Raw genomic sequence first — 24,513 nt, 5'->3', positions numbered from 1 at the left:
CGTTCAGGTGGCTGCGCCGATCTGAGCGGTGGCGTCGATCAGCAGCTTGCCGAGCACATGCTCGTCGAACAGCGCGAAGTGTTCGGCGCGAAAGACCAGCGACAGGCTGCTGTTGATTTCGCCGCTGCTGGCGGTGCGAATCGGTGCGGCGATACCGATGAACCCTGCGTCGAGCTCGCCGCGCGAGATCCAGTATCCCGCGTCGGCGATCTGCTGGCAGGCGCGCCAGAACTGCGTCCAGTCGGCCGCGAGCTCGCCGAGCTCGGCGTTGTGCCGTTCGTGCAGGCGTTTCAGGCGTGCACGCGACATCGCGGCCACGATCACTTTCGACGATGCGCCGAGGAACAGCGGCATGATGCGGCCGCGGCCGAAGCCGAGCTGCAGGTTCTCGGCGCCGGTTTCGTGCATCACGTTGATGATCTGCTCGTCGAACAGCGTCGACACGAGCGCATCGCCGCCGGTGACCTGAACCAGTTTCTGGATGACGGGTTTTGCGGCGGTGAGCGTCGGATCCGACTGCCGCATGTTGTAGTCAAGATGGATGATGCGCGGGCCGAGCGTATAGCGGCCGTTGCTGCTGACGAGCAAGCCGACGGAGGCCAGTTCCTTCACGTAGCGGTAGCACGTGGTCCGCGAAAAGCCCATGTGTTCGGCGATCTCCTCGGCCGTCATCGACGTCGCGGACGAAGAGAAGACGTCGAGGATGGACAGCATTTTGGTGAGGCTCGACATGACGTGATCCGGGATTCAGGCGGCTTGCGGCAATGGAACGAGAAGATCGGCAGCGGTTCGGGCAGCCAGGCTGCGGCACGGAATGCGGCAGCGGCGGCGACAGGGTCGTAGTCTAACTTAAGTCGCGCAGGCAGCAACCGGAACCGCGTCAAGAAAGCCGTGGGATGCGGGTCGGCAGAGGCACGACGGATCGTGCCGTCTTGTGTCGATATGGACTCCTACGTTGATGGGGCGAATCATGCCGGCTCGATGCCGCCGGCGTGCCGGTCGGCGCACAAGCGCATCGACCGGAAAAACCTGATGAGGAAAGGAAGATGAAAACGTGGTTCCGGATGGTGGCATTGTGCGGCTGCGGTGTCGTTACGCCGACGTTTGCGCAATCGAGCGTGACGCTCTACGGTTCGCTGGACACCGGGCTGACCTATACGAGCGACGTGGCGTCCTTACCGCGTGGCGGCCGTCAGCTCGCGCTGCAGGCGGGCGTGTCGCGCAACGACGTGTGGGGCTTGACGGGCCGGGAGGATCTCGGCGGCGCGAACTTTGCCGTGTTCCGGCTCGAAAGCCAGTTCCAGACGTCGGACGGCGCGTTGACCGTGCCGGGCTCCGCGTTCAGTTCGCAGGCGTACGTCGGGCTCGGCGGCGACTGGGGCACCGTGACGCTCGGGCGCCAGTTCGATTTCGTCGGCGATCTGATGCCGGCCTTCGCGGTCGGTGCGAACACGCCGGCCGGCCTGCTCGCATGGGGGCTGCCGGCGAATGCGTCGGCAGGCGGCGCGCTCGACAACCGCGTATGGGGCGTTCAGGTGAACAATGCGGTGAAGTACGTGAGCCCGACCTTCGGCGGGCTGTCGTTCGGCGGCATGTGGGGGTTCGGCAACGTGCCCGGCACGGTCGCGCGCAGCAGCGTGCAGAGCGCGATGTTGTCCTACACGCAGGGTGCGTTCAGCGCCGCGCTCGCTTATTTCGGCCAGCACGACGTGACGTCCGGCGGCAATCTTCGCAACTTCTCGGGCGGGGCCGGTTACAACCTCGGCCCGTTCCGCGTCTTCGGCATGGTGTCGGACGTCCGGATCCGCGCCGCCGCGCCGCTGAGGGCCACCACCTATGACGCCGGGCTCACCTATGCGGTCACGCCGTCGCTGCAACTGGGCGGCGGTTTCCAGTACCAGCAGCGCGGCGGCGACATCGGCTCGGCCAACCAGGTCACGCTGAGCGCCGACTATTCGCTGTCGAAGCGCACCGGCCTGTACGCGGTATTTGCACGCGGGCACGACAGTGCTTACGGCGCGCAGGTCGAGGCCGCGCTCGGCGGGGCGGCGGCCGGTTCGACGCAGACCGCGATGCGGGTCGGCGTTCGGCACCAGTTCTGACAAGGGCTTCGAAAAACGGCGACCGACGCTCATCCGGCCTGGGCTGCCGGGTCGACGAGGCAGCGAACCGGGCTCGGCACAAACAAGAGCGGGGCTGCGGCACACGCAGTACGTCCGCGGATCAGCTTGGCGATCGCCCAACGCATTGGATCGACGGCGTCGGGCGACGGCGATTGATGAATCAGGCCATCGACGGATCGGTGATGCCCGGCGCACCGGTTTCGACATGCCCGGCAAACCGGCGCAAGAATTGCGCATCGGCATCACACGTGATGCTGAGGTCGTACCATCGCCTGCTCGCTGCAAGCGGCCATGCGACTTGCATCGTCTGGCCGGCCGGGACGGTCGTCGATTGGGCCGTGACGCCATAACGGTTGTCCGTGATCAGGAAGGTCACTTTGGATTTTCCGCTATTGGTCAGGTTGATCTCGAGATCGCCTGCGGTGACCTCGTAGCAAACGGTCGCCTCCTGCGTGCTCGCGCTCGAACCGGAGGAACCGAAGCGGCGCACGAAACCGTTCGGACCGACTACGGTAATGTCGTACGCGGCTGTGCCGGACGCTGCAGAGAAGTTCCACGTGTCGGACAGCCTGGTTCGGGTATCGACCGTATATCGCTTGAGCGATGTCGGCGAGATGCCCGAATACACGGTCAATCCGGCTGCGACGCTTCCACTGTTCATGAACGTCAGCGTGACGTTTCTGGCGGCCATATTCTCCGTCGCATTGACGAACAGCTCATAGGGCAGCGCGCGCGCATTCCGACTGCCGCGCTCCTGCTGCGCCAGCACCTGCGTCACCGGGACCGCCGGCAACGGCAGCGTGCTCTGGGCTGCCGCAGCGGCACTCAGCCCGGCAACCGACGGCACGGTCACGGCGCTCGTGTCGGGGTTTGCAAAGTCGAACGCAGAGGTCAGATCGCCACACATTGCCCGCCGCCACGCACTGATGTTGGGTTCGACAACGCCGAAGCGTTTCTCGAGGAATTTGATGACCGACGTGTGATCGAACACCTCTGAACATGTCCACGCACCTTTTGACCAGGGGGAGACGACGAACATCGGAACACGCGCGCCGAGCCCGACCGGGCCGGCGGGATTCGTCGCACTGCCTGAATAGAATTCGCCCGGCGTGGCTACGTTCGAGATGCCGTCGCTGCCGGACGCGGGCGGTGAGGGCGGCACGACATGATCGAAGAAGCCGTCATTTTCGTCGTACGTGATGAACAGCGCCGTCTTGCTCCACGTATCCGGATTGGACGTCAAGGCATCGAGCACGGCGGCAATGTAGGTCGCACCGTCGGCCGGCGAGCGGGCCGGATGTTCCGAGCACATGTAGGGCGGCAGGAGCCACGAGACCTGCGGCAGCGTGCCGGCCTTCACGTCGCGGGTGAAATCCGCGAGTGTTCGCTTGGGTACCGCATTTGCAACGAGTGCCGGGTCGGCGTTGGTCGACGTGTATGCCTGAAAGAAATTCAGGACGTTATACGGATTCGGGTAGTCGACGTTCGTCGATCCTGCCGGATTCGGCGTGAGGGTCGTCTTGAAGGATTCCGTGCCGTCCGATCCCTGGTAGACATGCCAGCTTATGCCTGCCTTCTGAAGACGTTCGGGGTAGGTCGTCCAGGTGAAGATATTGGTCGGCGTGTTGTCGATCAGCGGGCCGCCCCCGGTACTCCCGACATCGATCATGCCGGTCATCAAATGAAGACGATTCGTGTTGGTGGGCCCCATGCAGGATGAAAAGTACGCATCGCATACCGTGAATGCGTCGGCCAGTGCGTAGTGGAACGGAATATCGGCGCGCAAAAAATGACCCATGGTGAGCCCGCCTTTCGCGGGCACCCAATTGTCCCAGCGGCCGTTGTTCCACGCGCTATGCCCATCGGGCCACCCATGCGGAAGGGAACTGATCGTCTGCGCTTTCGTGGAGTTGCTGTCCAGGTGGAAGGTCGTCACGTACTCGCCCTTTCCATTGGGTTGATTCCAGATGGATGCCTGATTGTCGATCGGCAGTGTCGATCGATCGTTGAATCCACGAAAACCGGCGTGACCGCCGAGATAGTGATCGAACGAGCGATTTTCCTGCATGAGGATGACGACGTGCTCGATATCGGTAATCGTCCCCGTTTTCGATGCAGCGGGAATGGCGAGTGCACGCTGTATGCTGGCAGGCAAAAGAGACACTGCGCTTGCCGCACCCAGTAATGTGGCGGATTGCTTGATGAAATTTCTACGATTGATGGTCATTGTCAATTTCTGAAATCAATTCGATGTATCAATGCGTTTCATGAGTTTTTGCGCGTTAGCTGATTAAATGGTTCGACTGATTCAATTCGATTAAATAAAGGAGCGGTCGATGCTGCCGCTCGATGTCGTCGCGTTTTTCATCAGGAACCCTATCCGCTTGGGCGGCTGACATTGTTCTTGATGCATGTTGCGCGGCCATGTCACTTTCGTCCGATTATTGCGCTGCAAGGCTTTTGCCGGGTCGGGTTGACCGTCGCGTGCGAGGAAAGGATTCGAGGGGGTAGTGTCAATTCGACTTCGAAAGAGCCGTCACGCCTTGTTTCGGAAAATGCGACATGGGCTGACCGACTCCGGTTCTTCAGCGCTAAAACCAGACAACCCGATATTCTTGGTAAATGCTGAAGATACCCCGGTATCCAACCAGCCGCTTCAATCTTTCCAGAATAATCGGGTAGGGAATTTCTGATTTTTATATAGGAATTCGCTTATCGAGAAGAATCATGCATCGCCCACACCGATGCGACGCCCGTTCGTCTTGTATCAACCTGCATCGGGCGCTGAACGCCCGGGCGCCAACCGCACGGCAGCGGCACGGCAAAACACGGTGGGGCGTCGAACGCACCTGTACATGGCTGCACACATCAGACGCTTGTGCGTCCGGTTCGAACGCCTCGCGACCCGACACGAGGTCGATTCGGGAGGCGGCCTCTGCTACGGAGCGAAGCGCTGCATCCGTTCGGGCTCGAAGGCGTCGATGACGAAATCGACAAATGCGCGCGTCTTGGCCGACACGAGCGTCCGCGACGCATAGTAGAGCGAGACTGCGCCGGCATCGGCGTACCAGTCCGGCAGCAGCCGAATCAGGTCGCCGCGCGCGAGGTCGGGCAGCACGTGGATCAGTGCGATCAGCGATACGCCCAAGCCGAGGCGCGCGGCTTCGCGCATCGCCACGGGATCATTCACGACGACAGTTTCGGCGGGCGTGCCCGCGATCTCGGCGCCGTGCGCGTTGCGGAATATCCAGCGACGAATTAGACCCGTGCGTGGCGAGCGCATCGCGATGCCGTCGCAGGCCGCGAGCTCCGACGGATCGCCGGGCGGCGGCCGGCCGGCCATGTAGGCCGGCGACGCCACGGCAACGATGTGCACCGGCGCCAGCGTGCGCGATACGAGACCGGGGGTGAGGTCGAAGCCGCCGCCGATCGCGGCGTCGTAGTGCTCGGCGATCAGGTCCACCGGCCGATTCTCGAAATGCCACTCCGGCTTGATGCGCGGGTACTTCTCCAGGAAACGGGGTAGCAAGGGCAGGATATGCGCGACGCCGAACGCCGGACTCAAGCTGACTTTCAGGACGCCGGCCGGTTCGCCGTCGTGGGAGGCAGCCTCGGCGATGGCCGCCTGGAGCGCATCGAGAGTGCCGTCGATCGACATCAGGAACCGCTCGCCGGCTTCCGTCAACGTGAGCTTGCGGGTCGATCGCTGAAACAGCCGAACCCCCAGATTGCGTTCGAGCATCGCCACGTTTCTGCTGACCGCCGCCGCGGTCAGCCCCAACCTGCGTCCCGCCTCCGAAAAACTGCCGCCTTGCGCCGCCCGCACGAACGATTCGAGATTGACCAGTGTTTCCATGGGATCACGACCTTCAACGATTGCTTGAAACAGGAACAAAACGATACCCGCTAATCAACGTGCAATAAAGCGCCTATCTTCGCTCCTCACCACTATCCCGATCTGGAGTGAAATCATGAAAGCGATCGTTCTTACCGGCTTTGGCGATCCGGCCAAATTCCTCGAACTGACGACCCTTCCGGACCCGGCACCGCCCGGGCCCGGCGAGGTCGTGATCCGCGTGACCGCGCGCAGCGTGCATCCCGGCAACCTCGCGATGATTCGCGGGCGGTTCAACATCCCGCTTCCGGCCGACGGCTTCCTGGTACCGGGTGCCGACGGCGTGGGCGTCGTCGAAGCCGTGGGCGAAGGCGTCGATCCGGCATCGGGCGTGAAGCCGGGCGAGCGCGTGATCTTCAATCCGTCCCCGGGCGCCTGGGCCGAGCGGCTCAAGACCCGAGTCGAGCTGGTGACGCCAGTGCCCGACGGCCTGTCCGACGCCGTTGCCGCCCAGTTGCTCCCGAACGCGGTGATCGCATTCCTGCTGCTGCGCGCGGCGCAGCGGGCGGTGCCGGATGCGGGGCGCGAGACCCCGATCCTCCTGACCGCGGCCGGATCCGCCGTCGCTTCCTTTCTGACGGTGGCCGCACGCCGGCGCGGCTTGAAGGTGATCGGCGCGGTGCGCAGCACGCGCGGCGCGGAAGCGCTGTCCGCACGGTTTCCGGATGTCGCCGTGGTATCGACGGCCGAGCCGGACTGGATCGACCAGATCCGCCGCGCCGCTTCGGGGCAACCACTCCAGGTCATCATGGACCCGGTGGGCGGGGCGATGGCGAGCGATCTCGTGCGCTTGCTCGGCGACGGTGGCGCATTGCTGTTTTACGGCGGCCTCGCGGCGGAGCCCGTCGCGCTCGGTTCGATCCAGCTGGCCCATCACGAGATCATGTTCAAGGGCGTGTCGAGCGCGCGATGGCTGCAGACCACGTCTGCCGAACAGCGCCGCGACGACGTGGCCGAGGCGATCGAGATCGGCCGCGCCGCGCCCGAACCGTTCGAGGTGGCGGCCAGCTACGATCTGGCCCGGTTCGCCGAGGCGATCGTGCATATGGAGCGTGCGGATCGACACGGGGCAGTGCTGCTCACGTCGAATGCCTGAGCGTCGGCGCCCGCGCGTGTACCGGTATCGCGAGTGTGTCCCGGTCCGGGCATCGAGCGCCGGATCGGGAGTGACCGCCGGCCGTGCCGGTGCAGGGCGACGGCGGTTCGCGCCGGTGCGCGCGCGGGTACCCGGCCCGGCGCCGTCAGAACCGATGCATCATCCCGACGCGCAGCGCCAGCTGGTTGCGACCCGACGATTGCCCGGCGGTACCGAGCACATGCGCATAGTCGAAGTCGGTGCCGGTGTTGCCGGTTGCATGCTGGTAGGCGCCCTGGATGTATGTCGAGGTCCGCTTGCTGAGGTCGTAGTCGAGCATCATCGACACCTGGTGCCAGCTCGGCGCAGCATCGCCAGCCACCGTCGTCACATGCGCGTGCGTGAAGGTGTAGGCCGCGCCGAGCCAGACGTCCGGCCGGAAGAAATACTGACCGTTGACCTCGAAGTTGTCGAATTTCCACGCGTGCGCCGAGCCGGCCGCCGGCTGGCTCGCGAAGTAGAGGTTCGATTCGGGGTTGTACACGTCCACGTGCGAATACGCGGCGGACAGCGTCAGCTTGTCGCTGAGCTTGTAGGACGCACCAGCATCGATGTTCTGCTGCGAGCGGCTGCTGAAGACAGTATCGTCGCTCGACAACGCGCCGCCCGCGGTCGCGCCGCCGTTGTTCGCCCTCAGGTATGCGACGGCGGCGGAAAACGCGCCCATCTGGTACTGCACCGCCGCGCTGTACACACGGTTTCGCGCAAAGCCGCCCGCCTGGTTCGAGAGGCCGTAGAGCACCTCGCCCTTGAAGCCGGCGTACGCGGGCGACACGTACTTGACGCTGTTCTGGATGCGGTAGTCCCAGTCGGCGTTGTCGTTGTCGTACGGGTGCGCGCCGAAGTCGCCGAGCCAGTTTCCGGTGGCCGTGAACGGGCTCCACATGTCGAGCGTGGGATCGTACTGGCGGCCAAGCGTGAGCGTGCCGAACCGGTCGGAGTCGAGCCCGACGTACGCCTGCCTGCCGAACATCCGCGACGTCACGCCGAGCGCGCCGGTGCTCGCGTTGAAGCCGTTCTCGAGCTGGAACAGCGCCCTCAGCCCGCCGCCGAGGTCTTCCGTGCCTTTCAGCCCCCAGTTGCTGCCGACGGTGTCGCCGCTGACCATCTGGTAGGCCTTGCTGCCGCCCGCGTTGCTGGTGAAATTGACGCCTTCGTCGATCAACCCGTAAAGCGTCACGGTGCTCTGCGCGTGCGCGGTCAGGCTGAATCCCATCGCACCGGCGGCCGATACGGCCGCAATCATCTTCTTCATCGTCGATCTCCAGGTGAGGGCCGGTAGGGCCGTGCGGTGCCGTTTTCGATGGCGTGCGGGATCGCCGGACGCTCGAAACGGTCCGCTTGTAGTTAGTAAAACGAAATATTTGAACTGAAAGAGATCGGGCCGCCGTCGTCGAGCGACCCGCATGCGGAACGTCGGCGGGATCGCGGCCCCGTGTTACCGCAGCGTTACAGCATCCGCCGCAAGACGTCGTTTTCCGGGTTGCGGTCGAAGAACCGGTGTTTCAGCGCGGCGAGAACATGGAGGACGACGAGCGCGAGCAGCGTATAGGCGAGCGTCCTGTGCAGCCACTGAAACGCCTCGAACCAGTGGTCGTTCTTCGGCAGCAGCTCGGGCACGCGGAAAAGGAAGAACGGCACGCCGTCGCTCTGCGTATAGGTGCTGGACATCGAATAACCCATCAGCGGCACGACGATCGCGAGCGCGTACAGCAGGTAGTGGCCGATCTTGGCGAGCTTGCGGTCGAGTTTCGGCAGGCTCGCCGGCAGCGGCGGCAACGGCTTCATCGCGCGGATCGCCAGTTGAGTGAGCACCACCAGCAGCGTGAGCACGCCGAATTCCTTGTGGGTCGGGTAGTACCAGTCGAACTTGGCCGGCAGGTTGTCGTCGAGCCGGACCATGGTCCAGCCGGTCCAGAGCTGCGCACCGATCAGGATCGCCCTGACCCAGTGAAGCAGCCGAAGCGCGAGCGGATATTTCTCCACAGCAAAGGTAATGGCCTGGTTTTCCATTTGGCGTGTCGTCCTTGAAAGCAAAACTGCAACAGGCGGGATGCCGGGTGCCGACATCCCGCGGAGATCGTTATCGAGCCGGGGCCCTGCGGCGGCCGGATCGCGATGCGCACGAACCGGTGACGCGACATTCGTGCGCGCGTGGGCCCGCGGCGTCAGGCGATCGATCGCGGATCCGCGCAGCACTCCTGCAGCGCTTCGCGCAGCGTCACCGCGATCAAGTCGGCCTCGTCCTGCTGCAGCGTCAACGGCGGCGACATCACCACCTTGTTGGCGATCGCGCGGACCAGGACGCCGCGCTTGCGCGCCGCGTCGGCCACACGCGCCGCGAATCCCTGGCCCGGATCGAGCGGCGTGCGGCTGGCCTTGTCGGTCACGAGATCGAGCGCCAGCATCAGCCCCTTGCCGCGAACGTCGCCGACGGTCTCGAAGTCGGCCGTCAGCGGCAGCAGTCGCTCGAGCAGGCGCTGGCCCACCCGTGCCGCATTGCCCGGCAGATCCTCGGCTTCGACGATGTCGAGCACCGCGAGCGACGCGGCGCACGCGAGCGGATGCCCGCTGTACGTATAACCGTGCATGACCATGTGCGAGAAGCCGGCGCCATGTTCGATCGCGTCCGCGATGCGCCCGTTGTACAGCGTCGCGCCGAGCGGCACGTAGCCGGCGGAAATGCCCTTGGCGACGCACAGGATGTCGGGGGCGACGCCCCAGCCGCGGCTGCCGAGCATGCTGCCGGTGCGGCCGAAACCGGTGACCACTTCATCGGCGATCAGCAGGATGCCGTTGCGGTCGCACACGTCCCGCACGCGCGCCCAGTAGTCGGCGGGCGGGACGATCAGGCCGCCCGCGCCTTGCACCGGCTCCGCGACGAACGCGGCGATGGTCTGCGGACCATGGAACGCGATCGTTTCCTCGAGTTGCCGGATGCAATGCTCGACGAGTTGCTGCGGATCGTCGCAGTTCCACGGATTGCGATAGAGCCACGGCGTGTCGAGCAGCACGCAGCCGGGCAGCAGCGGGCCGTGATTGTAATGGTAGACGCCGTTGCCGCCGATCGACGTGCCTCCGACGTGCACGCCGTGATAACCGTTGCGCAGCGACAGGAATTTCGTGCGCGACGGCTCGCCCGCGGCGACCCAGTACTGGCGTGCCATCTTGAGCGCGGTCTCGACCGCATCGGACCCGCCGCTGCCGAACATCACCCGCTGCATGTCCTCCTGCGCGAACATCGCGCACAGGCGGTCGGCCAGGTCGTACACGCGCGGATGGGCGACGCCGTCGAAGGTCTGGTAATAGGACAGCTCGTCCATCTGGCGGGCGATCGCCGCCTTCACTTCCGGCCGGTTATGGCCGACGTTGACGTTCCACAGTCCGCCGACGCCGTCGAGCATGCGGTGGCCCTCGACGTCGTACACGTAGTTGCCGTCGCCGCGCGCGATGATGACGGTGGGGGTCGTGTGGCCGGCGGCCGCCGAGCTCATCGGGTGCCAGAATCGCTTTTGTCGCTTTTGGTAGTCCATGGTGGTTCTCTCACGAAGTGCTTGAAGACAGTGCGGCGCGACGTGCGCCGCGGAATCACAGGGCTGCGCTGATGATCTTTTCCTCGAGGTACGAATCGAGCGCGGCCTTCGACAGGTCGCGCCCGATCCCGCTCTGCTTGGTGCCGCCCCACGGCAGGCGTGCGTCGATCGGGCTCCAGGCATTGATGGCGACCGCGCCGACGTCGAGCCGCTCGGCGACGCGGTGCGCGGTGCCCACGTCCTGCGTCCAGACCGACGCGGACAGGCCGAACGGCGTGTCGTTGGCGATGCGGATCGCCTCGTCCTCGGTGTCGAACGGCATCACCATGCCGACCGGGCCGAACACTTCGTCGCGAGCGATGCGCATGTCCGGATGCACGCCGCCGAGTATCGTCGGGCGCATGAAGCAGCCGCGCGGCGGTACCTGTTCGTCGCCCGCGAGCATGACCGCGCCTTCGGCGAGCGCGCCTTCGACGTGCGCGCGCACGCGCGCGAGGTGACGCGGGTTGATGAGCGCGCCCATTTGCACGCCGGGCTCCGTCGGCGGGCCGACGCGGATGGCGCGGGCCGCGTCGGCGAGCCGCTCTTCGAGCGTACTCGCGATCGAGCGGTGCGCGAGCACGCGCGAGCCGGCCGCGCACGTCTGCCCCTGGTTCGCGAACATGCCGGCCATCAGCGACGGGATCGCGCGGTCGAGATCGGCATCCGCGAACACGATCTGCGCGGCCTTGCCGCCGAGTTCGAGCGTGACGCGCTTGAAGGTCGCGGCGGCTGCGCCGGCGATCGCCCGGCCGACTTCGGTGCTGCCGGTGAAGCTGACCTTGCTCACGAGCGGGTGTGCGACCAGCGCGGCGCCGACTTCCGAGCCGACACCGTGGACGATGTTGACGACGCCGGCGGGAAGGCCGGCTTCGCAGACGAGTTCGCCGAGCCGGGACAGCGCAAGCGGCGTGTCCTCCGACGGCTTGATGACCACCGGGCAGCCGGCCGCGAGCGCCGGCGCGAGTTTCCACACGGCGATCATCAGCGGCGCGTTCCACGGGATGATCTGCGCGGCGACGCCCACCGGCGCACGCCGCGTGTAGTTGAGCGTCGGGCGGCCCATGAAGCCGTCGGTGGGAATCGTGCGGCCCTCGAGCTTGTCGGCCCAGCCGGCGAAGTAGCGCAGCGTGTCGATGCACATCGGCAGGTCCATCATGCGCATCTCGGCGAGCGGACGTCCTTGTTCGACGGCCAGGAGTCCTGCCAGCGCTTCGCGCTCGCGCTCGACCAGGTCCGCCAGCCGAAGCAGCCAGCGGGCCCGGGCCGAGCCGCCCGCGCGCGCCCATGCGTCGTCGTGCAGTGCGCCGTGTGCGGCGCGCACCGCGCGATCGACGTCTTCGGCGGTCGACGCGGGCACGGCGGCGACATGGTCACCGGTCGCCGGCGCCAGCTTTTCGAAGGTGCGGCCGGCAGATGCGTCGCAATGCCGTCCGCCGATCAGGTTCTGAATTTTCATCATGGTGTCCGTATTTCCCAGGGGCGAATCGTCGGGCCGGGCCGGTCGAGGCGATGGCGGCTGCCACGGCTCGGCTTCAACGTCGGATCCACTGTATGTCGATGAAATGGCGGGCCTTGTCCGCTATCGGCAATCGCTGCGGCGAGATCGGGATAGGGAATACCCGCGCAACGACAGCGGCGCGACACGTCGATGCGTGTCGCGCCGGCAGCGGGAAAGTGTCAGGTGCGGGGCAACGCGAGGCCGATGCCGATGTCGCGTGCGGCATCGGCAGCGCGGCGACTATTGGACGGCGCGTCCGAGTTCGCGATACAGGTCGGGATCGCTGCGCTTCAATCGCAACGCGGCGCGGATGCCGAGCGCGCCGATGGCGAGCAGGAAATACGGAAACATCGCGACGAAGGTCGAATCCGATCCGCTCAGCACGGACAGGTTGCGTATGACCAGCACGAGGCAGGCGCCGAGCGCGATGATGCTGACGAGCGGTGCGATCAGGCGGTGCACGAGGCCGGCATCGCGGTGGTCGTGCGCGAAGAACGCGATGACCGATGCCGCCACGAGGATCTGCACCGCGATGATGCCGATCGTGGCCAGTGCGCTCATCCACGAGAACACGACCGCGAACGGATCGAGGCGGAAGACGGCGGAGCCGGCGATGGCCGCGAGCGCGATCAGCGTCTGCACTTTTCCGGCGACATCGGGGCAGCGATGCACGGGGCACGTATGGCCGAGCTTGCGCCACAGCACGCGTTCGCGGCCCATCGCGTAGAAATAGCGCGTGATCGTGTTGTGGAACGACAGGATGGCCGCGAAGAGGCTCGTGACGAGCAGCACGTTCATCGCGTCGGTCGCGATGCCGCCGAGCAGCCGGCCGCTGACGGCGAACCACAGATTGGCCGGATCGCGGTTCGCTTGCGCGGCGATCTGGCCTTCGCCCCACGCCTCGACGATCGCCCACGACGACAGCGCGTAGAACACCATGATGAGGACCACGGCCAGGTACGTGGCGCGCGGGATCGTGCGTTTCGGATCGCGGGCTTCCTCGGAGAAGATGGCCGTCGCCTCGAAGCCCATGTACGAGCCGAGGACGAACACCAGCGCGGTGCCGAGCCCGGGCGCGAACACCATCGTGGGGCCGAACGGTTTCGCGCTGAAGCCGCCGGTGCTCGCGCCGTGCACGACGATCGCGAGATCGAGCAGCATCACGATCGCGATCTCGCCGATCATCAGCATGCCGAGCAGGCGCCCGCTGAACTCGATGCGCCGCGCGCCGCAGAAGTGGACGGCGGCGACGCAGGCCAGCGCGAACACCCACCACGGAACGTCGATGCCGTAGTGCTGCTGGACGCCGTTGTTCAGGAAGAAGCCGAACATGCAGTAGATCGCGATCTGCACGGCGTTGTACGCGACGATCGCGACGAATGCGCCGCCCACGCCGACCGGTCGCCCGAGGCCGTTCGCGATATACGCATAGAAGGCGCCCGCATTGGAGATGTGCCGGCTCATCGCCGCATAACCGATGCTGAAGATCAGGTACATCACGCCCGCGAGCACGAATACGCCGGGCACGCCCGGGCCGTTGCCGAGCGAGAATGCCGCGGGGGTGGCGCCGACCATCGCGGTGAGCGGCGCGGCCGCGGCGACGACGAAGAAGACGATGTGCGAAAGTCCGACGGCGTTTTTACTGAGCCCCGCTTCGGACCGGGATGACAGTTCGTTCATGAGTAGTCCTGCTGGCCGGATCGTCCGTCAGGAATCGACACCGGCATGCCTGATCAATGTCCCTGCGTCGCGGGCCGATCCTGACGATCCGGCAGTGGAGGCTGCCGTCCGCCGGCGACACAGGTGTGCGCTTCGACGGCCGCCCGGTGACACGCACGGAGCGCGCGAGCAGGCCGACGACAAAATTTACGGTGCCGAAAAGCGGGACGTTGTCCGCTATCGGCAATCCGCGTGCGTCGGGCGGCAGGGGATTACCCGGATGCGACGCCGCAGCGTGCCGTGCACGCGCGGTCTCAGCTCAGGCGCGGCGTGTGCGACGGCAACTCGTGGAAATGTTGCTGGTAGTACGCGGAGAAGCGCCCAAAGTGGCAAAAGCCGAATTGCGCCGCCGCGTCGCCGATCCGCATCGTCTCGGGTGTCGTCATCAGGAAGCGTCGCACCGCGTTCAGCCGGATCGAGCGGAGGTAGGCCGTCGGCGTGGTGCCGACGACGTTCTGGAAGCTGTATTGCAGCGTGCGGCGGCTGATCCGGAGGTGATGGCAGAGATCGATGACGGTCGGCACGTCGTCGCTTTCCAGCGCGATTTCCTGGCTGCGGCGAACGATGTAGCTTTGCGTCGATGCCGACGGCAGCGCACCGGCATCCGATTCGTCGGACTGCACGAGGTCGAGCAGGATGCCGACGACGCTGTGCGCGAGCACGCGTTCGTCGAACGCATCGCGCGCCGTGAGCGAACCGCTGTCGAGCGCCTGGCAGAGCACGCGCTCGAGGCCATCCAGTGCATTGGCGTAACGCGCGTGCGAGATGGGCAGCACCGGCTGCTTCAGCACGCGCGCGGGCAGGTTCGCGAGTTCGTCGAGTGCGCGATCGGCAGTGAGCGTGCGATCGATCGTGAACGCGAGCACTTCGGTATCGCACGGAAGATGGGCGACGAACTCCTCGCCGCCGCGCAAGGTCAGCAGGCTCGGGCGCTCGACGGTGCGCCCCTGGACCACCGGCGCGACCGAGCTGGCGATCGGCAGCGCGAAGCAGAGGCGGTCGCGCGGCGCCATCCCGTGTTGCATGACGCGCTGGTTGATGCGTTCGCGAAAGACGTGAAAGCGCTGGCCGGCAACCTGGCGCAGCGAGGTCGTGGCGGTGCCGGGACTGATCTGATCGTAGTGCTGCGACCAGTTCACGATCGCCTGGGAATGGAGGAACACATCCGAGAAGCACCGTGTTTCAGCGTGCAGGTTCATGGTCTGGCTAACGTGTCCCTTCTCAAATCCGATGCCGGCCGAAGCCGGTTCATGCCGTCCGGGCGCGGAGCAGGGTGATTGCCTTGACGCGCGCGATCCGCATGGCGTCTGCCGGAAGGTGTCATGCCGACCGGCAGGTCATGGCGACGATCATATCCAGAAAAAAACGCCGGGGCACGCGTCGGGCGAGGCCCGGTTACTGCTTGTTGCATCACGTCGAGCGCCGCCGACGGGTGGTCGTAAGAATAATGAAATAAAAGTCTTAAATGCGGGATAATTTGAAGATATATTGGGATAAATACAGAAATAATTTATCACAATCCCATAATAAGGGATTTGTGTAGTATGGAGGAGTGGGGTTTACGCACGACGCCGGGCGACGCGTTGCGACAAGGAGGCAGGTGCGCGCGGATGGCGGTCCGGGCCGCGACCGAATTGCCGGCGGCTTCCGCGATCAGAATGTGGAACTGCCGGTCGGCTGCGACGGACGACTTGCCATCGAGCGAAGTCGGCATGCTCGACGAAGGGATGACCTCCACCCGCTGCGGATGGACGGTGCCGCCAGCGGGCGGCGCCGTCGCACGGATCGATTCCTGATGCCTGTTATGCCGCCGACAGCGTGATCGACACGCCCGTCGCCGTATAGACCGGCGTCACCTTGAAGCCGTCGACCGTCACCGTCGAGAATTTCGCGGCGCCGGCTGCTGCGTCGATCAGCGCGATGGTGTCGCCGGCCTTCGGCACATAACCGTTCACGAACTTCACGTGCAGCGTGCCGCCCGCGACGGTGAACGCACCGCCCACGCGCAGGCGCCCGCCGCCGTTGCCGTCGATGTCGAGTTCGAGCGTCGTGTTGTCGAGCTGCGTGTAGCGGGTCGCGACCGTGACGGGTGCGCTGGCCGCGATCTGGATGCCGCCACCGGCGCCGACATAGACGTCGCCGTTGCCGAACGCCATCGTGGAAGCGGCGGCGAGCGTGCCGCCGCTGACCTGCGTGCCGCCCGTATAGCTGTTGTTGCCCGCCAGCGTCAGCGTGCCGCTGCCTTGCAGCGTCAGCTTGCCGGTGCCCGCGATGTCGTTGCGCCACAGGTCGGCGGCGTTGAGGCCGCCCTTCGATGCATCCATCGCGACGGTCACGTTGCCGTTGAACGCGCCGTAGCCGTCGGCGGCGGCGAACAGGTTCAGCCGGCCCCAGCCTTCCGCATCGTCCATCACCGGGTAGCCGGACGGCAGTTCGGTGGTCTTCAGCACGACGCGCCGCTGGTCCGCGCCCAGGTACGGGAAGCGCGTCTGCAGCAGGATCTCCGCGCCCTTTGGCACGACCGGCGGCGCGCCGGTTGCGTCGATCGCGCCGAAGCCGTACGTCATGCGGCGCGTGACGGCCGCCTTGTTCGTCGCGTAGTCGGCGAACCGGTCGGTCGTCGTCGTGCCCGAGTGCGCGAAGGCCGGGAAGGTCGCATCGGTGGTGCTGGTGAGCTGCTGCAGCGTCTGGTGTGCCTGGCCATAGGCGGCCTGCGCGTCGCTCGCATACGCGGCGAGGTTGGCCGCGCTGAGGGCCAGCGCGAGCATGCGGCCGCCGATCACGTCGAGCGGCGAGTGCATGCCGGCGAGGATCCGGTTCTCGCCGAGTTCGAGGCCGCGGCCGACCATTTCCTGAAAGCGCTCGGGCACGAGCCACGCCATCGTCACGGCGTCGCGCATCGCTTCGGCCTGGTGGCCGCTGATGAAGCCGCCGTCGGTCGCCGGCGTCGTGCTTTCCGCAGGCACGAGCGTGGGCGCGACGACGACGCTCGTGCTCCAGCGATACGGACGCGCATATTTATAGAAGCGCTTGGCGGGTTCGGTCGACGCGTTGTTGCCCATTTCGTTGAGCAGGTCGACGACTTTCCCGAAACTCGCGTTCGTGCTGCTGCCCACGCCGACGTTGTTGCCGGTGTCGTTATAGAGGACGGTCGTGGCGTCGGCCGGCACGCTGGTGATGCTGGTCGTCTGCTGGGCGGCGGTGCGCCATGCCGCGGTGAGCGGCCCCATGCCGTCCGTCACGCTGTAGCCCTTGCCGCGCCGGTCGTCATAGTAGGCGGCGTTGGCTTGTTGCGGCGTGCGCGCGGTCGTTGCGTTGACCACATATTGGACATTCGCCGACAGCACCGCGTCATTCACGATCGTGCCGCACGGCGTGCCGTTGCCGGGCAGCCCCGAGCAGGTGGAAGGCGAGATGGCCGGAAACGCGCCGTTGGCCGGCGCGGCCACACCCGCATCGACGAGCATCGTCGCCGGCTGCCACAGGTCGAGGAAGCGGCTCACCACGCGTACCGCGGCGTTGGTCGACAGCGTTGCATAACGAGCGTCGCCGCGCTGGTTGGTCGCGACGTTGTCGACGAACGCGGGCACGCTCGGAACGGGCGCGCTGTCGACGAAGCCGGGATCGGCCGGCGGCGCCGGGACCGCGGCATTCGTCGAGCTGGTTGCGACGACATCGTCGCCGCCGCCGCAGGCAGCCAGTACGATCGCGGTCGACAGGGCTGCGACGTGCAGCGGGAGACGGCTCGGTGACGCAAACATGCAAGACTCCATCCTGAGGGTAGAAGATGGCGCATTGTGGTGGCCGATCGTTACGCGGCGGTTACGAAACCGTTTAACGTCATGCGGCGCGATTCAGACCGTCCTGCCCTCGGATGATGATGTTTAGTTTGCTTTCCTAAACGGATAGGGTATCGAAAGCAAGGTGTGCGTCACGAATGGCGTGACGCGTCGACGCGGCTACGCGTGCGATGCGCCCGCTTCCAGCCGGAACAGGGATACCGACTCGGCAAGCTGGCTTCCCTGTTCCTCAAGCGACTTCGATGCGGCGGCGGCTTCTTCGACGAGCGCCGCATTCTGTTGCGTGACTTCATCCATTTGCGTGATGGCCAGGCCGACCTGCGCGATGCCGCGGCTCTGCTCGTCCGATGCCGCGGCGATCTCGCCCATGATGTCCGTCACGCGTGCCACCGCCTGCGTCACCTGGTTCATGGTGTCGCCCGCATTGTTCGCGAGACGCGAGCCGTCCTGAATCTTCTGGACCGATTGCGTGATCAGTTGCCGGATTTCCTTCGCGGCGGTCGACGAACGTTGCGCGAGGCTTCTCACTTCGCTGGCCACGACCGCGAAGCCGCGACCTTGTTCGCCTGCGCGCGCCGCCTCCACGGCCGCGTTGAGCGCGAGGATGTTCGTCTGGAACGCGATCCCTTCGATCATCCCGGTGATCTCGGCGATTTTCGTCGAGCTGTCGCTGATACCCGTCATCGTTTCGACCACCAGGCCGACCGCGGCGCTGCCGCGCTGGGCGACTTCCGATGCGTTATTGGCCAGCGAGCTCGCCTGCTGGGCATTGTCGGCGTTCAGTCGTACGGTGGACGTCAGTTCTTCCATGCTGGAGGCGGTCTCCTGCAGCGATGCGGCCTGCTGTTCCGTGCGCGACGACAGGTCCTGGTTGCCGGACGCGATTTCGCTCGCGCCTGTCGCGACATTGCCGGACGCAATGCGGACCTGTGAAATCAGACGCACCAGATTGGCCTGCATTTCGCGCATGGAAGCCAGCACGCTGCCGTGTGGCGCGTCGACGGTGGTGGACCCGGCGGCGAGATCGCCGCTGGCGATGCGACGCGCGATGTCGCTGAGCGTGGCGGGCTCCGTGCCGAGCGAACGCGTGAGCCCTCGCACGATGATGACGCCCGCCACCACCGCGCCCGCGACGGCGGCGATACAGATGACGATGAGCAGCGCCCGCCGGGCCGCGTAGCGGTCTTCCGACTCTTTCACCATCTGCACGGCGCGTTCGCGCGTGTACACGCTATAGGCCTGCGATGCGTCGACCAGTTGCGCCAGAAGCGGTCGGCATTGTTCGTTCATCATCGTGATGGCCTGATCGCGCCGGTTGTTCAGTGCGGCGTCGACGATGGCCCGTGCCACCGGGCCGTACCTGGCCTCGACCTGGTCGATTTTCCGCACCAGCTCGCGCGCCTGGTCGGATGCGTCGGCGTCTCTGGTAACGGCGTTCCTGAGTGCGGCGAGCCGTGTGCCGACGTCGCGGTCAGCCTGCAGCGCGGCTTCCTTCTCGATCTCCATGTCGTGTGGCGTCGTCACGAGCACCAGATTGCGAGCCGCGATGGCGCGCCGATCGACGGCGACACGGACCTTGGCCGCCAGTTCCGCGCGAGCGTTGATGCCGTTGACGTAGCTCGCGAACACCGCGTTCGCGTTGCTGAGCGATACGACGCCGAGGAACGAAACGAGCAGCACCACGCATGTCAGAAGGCCGAATGTAAGGGTGAGTTTGGTACGCACCATTAATTGTCTGTTATCCATCTGTCATGCCCCGTTGCGTCGATATTGAGTAGCGTTCCTTATTATCGGGTTGGTTTCAGAAGAATTTAGGGTGTCGAAGAAATGCAATCGTTTGCGGGGGTGAAACTCGCAATGGTCGAGAACGCGCAATTCGGAGCGTTCTCGGGAGAGGTGTTTACGTCAGACGTTATGGAGTGCGTGATTCTTGAATCTGCAGGGTAATGAAACTGTCACGATCCGTCCGTCGGACCATGAGATCGTCGATCGATGCGCTCCTCAAACCGCAAGCGCGAGCGGTTCCGTCTCTCCGCGGCACACGCGGTTTCTACCCTGTCGCTTCGCCGCATACAACGCAAGATCCGCTTGATGCGTGAGCGCATCGACGGACGCCGGGTGTGCGCGATGACCGGTCGCGTACCCGATGCTCACCGTGAAAGCGGGAACCGTCTCGGCAAACTCGGCGAGCCGGTTGCGTTCCACTTCCTGGCGGATCGCCTCCGCGACCTTCGCGGCACCGCTTTCATCCGTGTCCGGCAGCACCGCGACGAACTCTTCGCCGCCGTAGCGCGCGGCCAGATCGCCGCGCCGTCGCGTGTGAGCGCGGATGCATTCGGCGAGGAACCGGAGCGCCGTGTCGCCCTGGGCATGTCCGTATCGGTCGTTGTACTGCTTGAAGTGGTCGGCATCGATGAACAGCACGGACAGGCTGCCGTCGTTGCTGCGCTGGATGCGTTCCCATTCGTCGGCGAGTGCGACGTCGAGCGCGCGGCGGTTGTGCAGGCCCGTGAGCGGATCGGTGCGCGTGAGATCGGTCAGCAGCGTCTGCTTGCGAAGATTGTCCCGCAGCGCGAACGCGAGCAGCCAGACGACGGCGCAGAAGAGCGCGCAGATGAACGATGCCGACACGCCGACCGACCATGACATGCGCGTGAAGCCGGCCAGCACGTCGCGCTCGGCCGGCGCGACGACGGCAATCAGCGGCGTGCCGGGCACCCGCTGGAAGGTATACAGCCGCAAGGTGCCGTCGATACGCGAGTAGGCCGCATAGAACCCCGAGTCCTGGTTCAGCATGCGATCGAAGGCCCTCGATCGGCGCAGGCGGACCATCTGGTGGTCGCTCAGCGGCGGATTTCTGGCGAGGATGGTGCCGTCCGCGCGCAGGATCGCGCTGATGCCGTTCGGCCCGACGTTCAGTCGGGACAGCAACTGATCGAAATAGGCGAGGTCGATGGCGACGACCGCGATGCCGTTGAAGGTATGGTCCGGCCGTTCGATGCGCCGCGACAGCGCGATGGACTCCTTGCCGCCGCGCGATCGTGCGCGATAGGCCTCCGATACGTAAAGGCCGACGTTCGCCGCGTCGCGATGCACCTTGAAGTAGTCGCGATCGCTGAAGTCCCAACGGTGAGACGGGCCGCAACATCCGTCGATCAGGCGGCCGGACTGGTCCGTCACGCCCATGCCGGTCACGTACTGCGCGGCCGCGCGCTGGAACAGCAGGTCGTGCCGCAGCTGGGCATCCATGCGCCGGACCTCCGGCTTGCCGAGATCGGATGCGAGCGCGATCAATGCGTTGTTGGACGTTTCGACGGTGCGCGCGATCTCGCTGACCAGCACGGCGGCGACGTTGCGGGAGGTTTCGTGCGCATGCTCGACGACACCGCTTCTCGTGGCCCAGAGCGTCATGGCGCTGATGCTCAGCGCAGCGAGCGCCATCAGTGTGCCCAGCGCGCCGACGACGAGATGGTTTCGGCCCGCCCAGTCGGCGATTTTTTCGATGCAAGTGGATGCGGACATGCTACGCGCTCGTAGGGAACGCCCGGTGCGATGACCGAGGCTGCGCTGAAATCCGGGTTAACGGCAGGTAAGCGGGGAAATCGAGGTCCGGATGCGAAGCAAATCGACGCGCGCCGGCCGCAAACGTGTGCGGCCGGCGCGCCGGTTGCGTCGAAGCCGAACCGTCAGCCGCGCGCGCCGGATTCGTCGACGAGCCGCCCGAGCCGGACGACGGTGACGCCGGGCCGCAATTGCCGCAGCGACGGCATCACGAGCACGCAGTCGGGATAGGGCGTCACGACCGGGACATCGTTCGACCAGCCGATCACGGTGCCGGCGTCCGGGAAATGTTCGAGCCCGGTATAGTTGCCCGCGAAACGAAACGCACTGCTCGTCGCGACCACGGGTTCCGTCACTTGCACGACGCGCATCGTGTCGGGCAGCGGCAGGAACCAGTCCGCGGGCAGGTCGTCGTGCTCGACCACGCCGGACGCAACCAGGAAACGCGCCGTGGTGTCGCGCGCGACGTCCACCGCGCGCGCTTCCCAGTGCTGCCCGCATTCCACCAGCATTGCGCATTTCGGGCTGTCCGGCTCGCCGAATGCGGCGTAATCGCGCATCCGAGTGCCTTCCGGGTGGCCCTCGTCGCGGATCACGGTGGCCGGCGCGCCGACGCGGCGCGCGAGCGCGACACCCTTGTCGAGCGGCCCCGCGACGATCAGCGGCGCACTGCGCTCATGCATCGAATGCAGGTCGAGCAGCCAGTCGGCCGCATCGACGAACGGGCGCAGCGCGCGGGCGCGATCGAGCTCGACCGAGCGGACCGACAGATCGTCGAGCACGGCGGGCGTCCACACGCGGTTGAAATCCTGGTCGACGAAGCGCGCCGCGTCCGGCTGCGCGGGATCGAAGCGTGCGTAGGCCGCGACGTTCGCGAACGACAGCGTGAGCGTGCCGCGGCGCGGCCGCAGGCCGAGCGCCAGCAGCGCGTCGACGACGATCGCGCCGCAGACTTCGTTGCCATGCGTGAGCGCGTTGACCATCACGTTCGGGCCGGCCAGGCCGGACGCGAAGCGATAGACGTGGTCGACCCCGGTATTGCCCGCGCGGTGCGGCGCCAGGTCGGGAAACGAAACTTCGATCGGGTAGGGGGTGAAAGCGTTCATGGCGGCATACCGGGTAACGAAAACGTAAGAATGAGGCGCGCGTTCAGTCGAGCCCGCCCTGGCACAGGTACTTGATCGACAGGTAGTCGTCGAGGCCATGACGCGAACCTTCGCGGCCGTAGCCCGATTCCTTCACGCCGCCGAACGGTGCGGCTTCGCTCGCGAGCGCGCCCTCGTTGATCCCGACGATGCCCGTTTCGAGCCGCGCCGAGACGCGCGCGATCCGCCGGACGTCCTGCGTGTAGAAATACGCGGCGAGCCCGAACGGCGTGTCGTTTGCGGCGCTGATGGCCTCGTCCTCGGTATCGAACGGAAACAGCGCGGCGACCGGCCCGAACGTCTCCTCGCAACCCAGCTGCATGCCGGCGGCCGCGTCGACCAGCACGGTCGGCGCATAATAATTCGGCCCCAGTTCGGGCAGGCGCCTGCCGCCGGTCAGCACGCGGGCGCCGCGCTCGAGCGCGTCGTCGACGTGGCGCGCGATCTTGTCGACCGCGCGTGCATTGATCATCGGGCCGATCTGTGCGGCCGGGTCGGTCGCCGGTGCGACTTTCAGTGCGCTGACCCGCGCGGCGAGCTTCGCGGCGAACGCCTCGTAGATGCGGGCCTGCACGTACACGCGATTCGGCGACACGCAGGTCTGCCCGCCGTTCCGGAACTTGGCGGCCATCAGCCCATCGACGGCGGCGTCGAGCTCGGCATCGTCGAACACGATGAACGGCGCATTGCCGCCGAGTTCGAGCGACAGCTTCTTGAGCGTCGCGGCCGATTCGCGTGCGAGCAGCTTGCCGACGGGCGTCGATCCCGTAAACGTGATCTTGCGCACGCGGCCGTCGGCGAGCCAGTCGGCCACCGCGTCGATGCCGTGCGCGCGCGATGCGGCGATCACGTTCAGCACGCCGCGCGGCACGCCGGCTTCCTGCGCGAGGAACGCCAGCGCGAGCGCCGTGAGCGGCGTGTCTTCGGCCGGCTTCGCGACGACCGTGCAGCCGGCCGCCAGCGCGGGCGCGATCTTGCGAGCGATCATCGCGAGCGGGAAATTCCACGGCGTGATCGCGGCGACGACGCCGATCGGCTCCTTGACGGCACTCAACTGCTTGCCGCGCTGCTGTTGCGGAATCAGGTCGCCGTACGCGCGGGTCGCCTCCTCGGCAAACCACAGCACGTACGACGCGCCATACGCGACTTCGCCGCGCGCTTCGGCGAGCGGCTTGCCCTGTTCGCGCGACATCAGTTTCGCGAGATCCTCGGTGTGCGCGACGATCGCCGCATGCCAGGCGCGCAGGATCGCCGCGCGTTCGCGGGCCGGCGTCGCGCGCCACGCGGGCAGCGCGCGCACGGCCGCGTCGGTCGCGGCACGCGCGTCGGCCGCGCCGCTGTCGGGCGCATCGGCCACGCGCTCGAGCGTCGCCGGATCGGTGACCGCGAAACGTCGGCCGTCGAGCGCGTCGCACCACGCGCCGTCGATCAGATTCGCACTGCGAACGAGTTCGGTGCGGGTGAGGGTAAGTGACATGTCGGGTCCTTGGATGAAGGCGGCTCGAAGTCGGCGTGCGGCTGCGCCCGGGGCGGCCGCACGCTGCTCGTCAGTGTCGTTCGCCGAACAGCGACTCGAGCGGATAGTGCCGCTTGACGAACGGCGACTTGATGATCACGTAGCTGAAATACTTCTCGATGCCGATGTTCTGCTCGAGCAGTCCTTCGACGATCGTCTGGTAGTGGCTCACGCTGCGCGTGACGAACTTGAGCAGATAGTCGTAACCGCCGCTCGCGAGATGGCATTCGACGATTTCGTCGACATTGCGGATCGCCGCGACGAACCGGTCGAAGTCCTCGCGCCGGTGGTCGGCCAGCGTGACCTCGGTAAACACCACCTGCACGTCGCCGAGCTTCTCGATCTGGATATGCGCGCCGTACCCGGCGATGTAGCCGGCTTTCTCGAGCCGCTTGACGCGGATCAGGCACGGGCTCGGCGACAGTCCGACTGCATCGGCCAGTTCGACGTTGGTCATGCGCCCGCGCTTCTGCAGCTGGGAAAGAATGCGCAGGTCGATCCGGTCTAGCTTGCTGTCCGTCATGTTCGCGTGAGAAGGCAGAAATG

General features: G+C 66.0%; 17 protein-coding genes and 1 pseudogene. 2 read left to right on the top strand and 16 right to left on the bottom strand.

Annotation, left to right across the window (positions count from 1 at the left end; genetic code table 11):
* Positions 1 to 3: 3 nt before the first annotated feature.
* Positions 4 to 732 carry an IclR family transcriptional regulator gene (locus ACN22W_RS34735; RefSeq protein ID WP_419690557.1) on the bottom strand — a complete coding sequence of 243 codons (729 nt, stop codon included), beginning with the start codon at positions 730 to 732 and terminating at the stop codon, positions 4 to 6.
* A gap of 314 nt (positions 733 to 1,046) precedes the next feature.
* On the opposite strand from ACN22W_RS34735, the gene ACN22W_RS34730 reads away from it, so the two are divergent.
* Entirely contained in the window at positions 1,047 to 2,102 is a 1,056-nt protein-coding gene (locus tag ACN22W_RS34730) for a porin (RefSeq protein ID WP_419690556.1), read from the top strand.
* A gap of 181 nt (positions 2,103 to 2,283) precedes the next feature.
* Here the strand turns inward: ACN22W_RS34730 and ACN22W_RS34725 are convergent, their stop codons facing one another.
* Positions 2,284 to 4,350 carry a phosphocholine-specific phospholipase C gene (locus tag ACN22W_RS34725; protein ID WP_419690555.1) on the bottom strand — a complete coding sequence of 689 codons (2,067 nt, stop codon included), beginning with the start codon at positions 4,348 to 4,350 and terminating at the stop codon, positions 2,284 to 2,286.
* 711 nt (positions 4,351 to 5,061) lie between these two features.
* Positions 5,062 to 5,979, bottom strand: a complete 918-nt coding sequence (locus ACN22W_RS34720) for a LysR substrate-binding domain-containing protein (protein ID WP_419690554.1) — start codon at positions 5,977 to 5,979, stop codon at positions 5,062 to 5,064.
* Positions 5,980 to 6,094: 115 nt separating this feature from the next.
* Here ACN22W_RS34720 and ACN22W_RS34715 point away from each other — a divergent pair, with 115 nt between their 5' ends.
* Complete coding sequence (locus tag ACN22W_RS34715; protein WP_419690553.1) at positions 6,095 to 7,114, top strand: alcohol dehydrogenase catalytic domain-containing protein; 1,020 nt, start codon at positions 6,095 to 6,097, stop codon at positions 7,112 to 7,114.
* Between the two features lie 145 nt (positions 7,115 to 7,259).
* Here ACN22W_RS34715 and ACN22W_RS34710 read toward each other — a convergent pair whose 3' ends face one another.
* The 13 genes and pseudogenes from ACN22W_RS34710 to ACN22W_RS34650 form a co-directional block, all read right to left on the bottom strand.
* A complete protein-coding gene (locus ACN22W_RS34710) occupies positions 7,260 to 8,408 on the bottom strand; it encodes a porin (RefSeq protein ID WP_419690552.1) in 1,149 nt (382 codons plus the stop codon).
* Positions 8,409 to 8,602: 194 nt separating this feature from the next.
* Entirely contained in the window at positions 8,603 to 9,166 is a 564-nt protein-coding gene (locus ACN22W_RS34705; RefSeq protein ID WP_419690551.1) for a cytochrome b, read from the bottom strand.
* A gap of 155 nt (positions 9,167 to 9,321) precedes the next feature.
* Entirely contained in the window at positions 9,322 to 10,686 is a 1,365-nt protein-coding gene (locus ACN22W_RS34700) for an aspartate aminotransferase family protein (RefSeq protein WP_419690550.1), read from the bottom strand.
* Between the two features lie 55 nt (positions 10,687 to 10,741).
* Positions 10,742 to 12,187 carry an aldehyde dehydrogenase family protein gene (locus tag ACN22W_RS34695; RefSeq protein WP_419690549.1) on the bottom strand — a complete coding sequence of 482 codons (1,446 nt, stop codon included), beginning with the start codon at positions 12,185 to 12,187 and terminating at the stop codon, positions 10,742 to 10,744.
* A gap of 279 nt (positions 12,188 to 12,466) precedes the next feature.
* Positions 12,467 to 13,906, bottom strand: coding sequence for an APC family permease (locus ACN22W_RS34690; protein ID WP_419690548.1), 1,440 nt, complete (start codon positions 13,904 to 13,906; stop codon positions 12,467 to 12,469).
* A gap of 293 nt (positions 13,907 to 14,199) precedes the next feature.
* A complete protein-coding gene (locus tag ACN22W_RS34685; protein WP_419690547.1) occupies positions 14,200 to 15,144 on the bottom strand; it encodes a helix-turn-helix domain-containing protein in 945 nt (314 codons plus the stop codon).
* A gap of 419 nt (positions 15,145 to 15,563) precedes the next feature.
* Positions 15,564 to 15,641 (bottom strand): annotated as a pseudogene (locus tag ACN22W_RS34680) (GntR family transcriptional regulator); the annotation flags it as partial.
* A gap of 106 nt (positions 15,642 to 15,747) precedes the next feature.
* Positions 15,748 to 17,706 (bottom strand): phosphatase PAP2 family protein, encoded by a 1,959-nt coding sequence (locus ACN22W_RS34675; RefSeq protein WP_419690546.1) that lies wholly within the window; start codon positions 17,704 to 17,706, stop codon positions 15,748 to 15,750.
* 198 nt (positions 17,707 to 17,904) lie between these two features.
* Entirely contained in the window at positions 17,905 to 19,491 is a 1,587-nt protein-coding gene (locus ACN22W_RS34670; protein WP_419690545.1) for a methyl-accepting chemotaxis protein, read from the bottom strand.
* Between the two features lie 255 nt (positions 19,492 to 19,746).
* On the bottom strand, positions 19,747 to 21,267 hold the full coding sequence (locus ACN22W_RS34665; protein ID WP_419690544.1) for a diguanylate cyclase: 1,521 nt from the start codon (positions 21,265 to 21,267) through the stop codon (positions 19,747 to 19,749).
* Positions 21,268 to 21,431: 164 nt separating this feature from the next.
* Positions 21,432 to 22,412 (bottom strand): M14 family metallopeptidase, encoded by a 981-nt coding sequence (locus ACN22W_RS34660; RefSeq protein WP_419690543.1) that lies wholly within the window; start codon positions 22,410 to 22,412, stop codon positions 21,432 to 21,434.
* Positions 22,413 to 22,455: 43 nt separating this feature from the next.
* Positions 22,456 to 23,928, bottom strand: coding sequence for an NAD-dependent succinate-semialdehyde dehydrogenase (locus ACN22W_RS34655; RefSeq protein ID WP_419690542.1), 1,473 nt, complete (start codon positions 23,926 to 23,928; stop codon positions 22,456 to 22,458).
* Between the two features lie 70 nt (positions 23,929 to 23,998).
* On the bottom strand, positions 23,999 to 24,490 hold the full coding sequence (locus ACN22W_RS34650; RefSeq protein ID WP_048248968.1) for an Lrp/AsnC family transcriptional regulator: 492 nt from the start codon (positions 24,488 to 24,490) through the stop codon (positions 23,999 to 24,001).
* Positions 24,491 to 24,513 lie beyond the last annotated feature (23 nt).

Origin of the sequence: Burkholderia theae (assembly GCF_048565265.1) — a bacterium.
In the GTDB taxonomy this organism is placed as follows: Bacteria; Pseudomonadota; Gammaproteobacteria; order Burkholderiales; family Burkholderiaceae; genus Burkholderia; species Burkholderia theae.
This window is presented reverse-complemented; position numbering and strand designations above follow the sequence as displayed.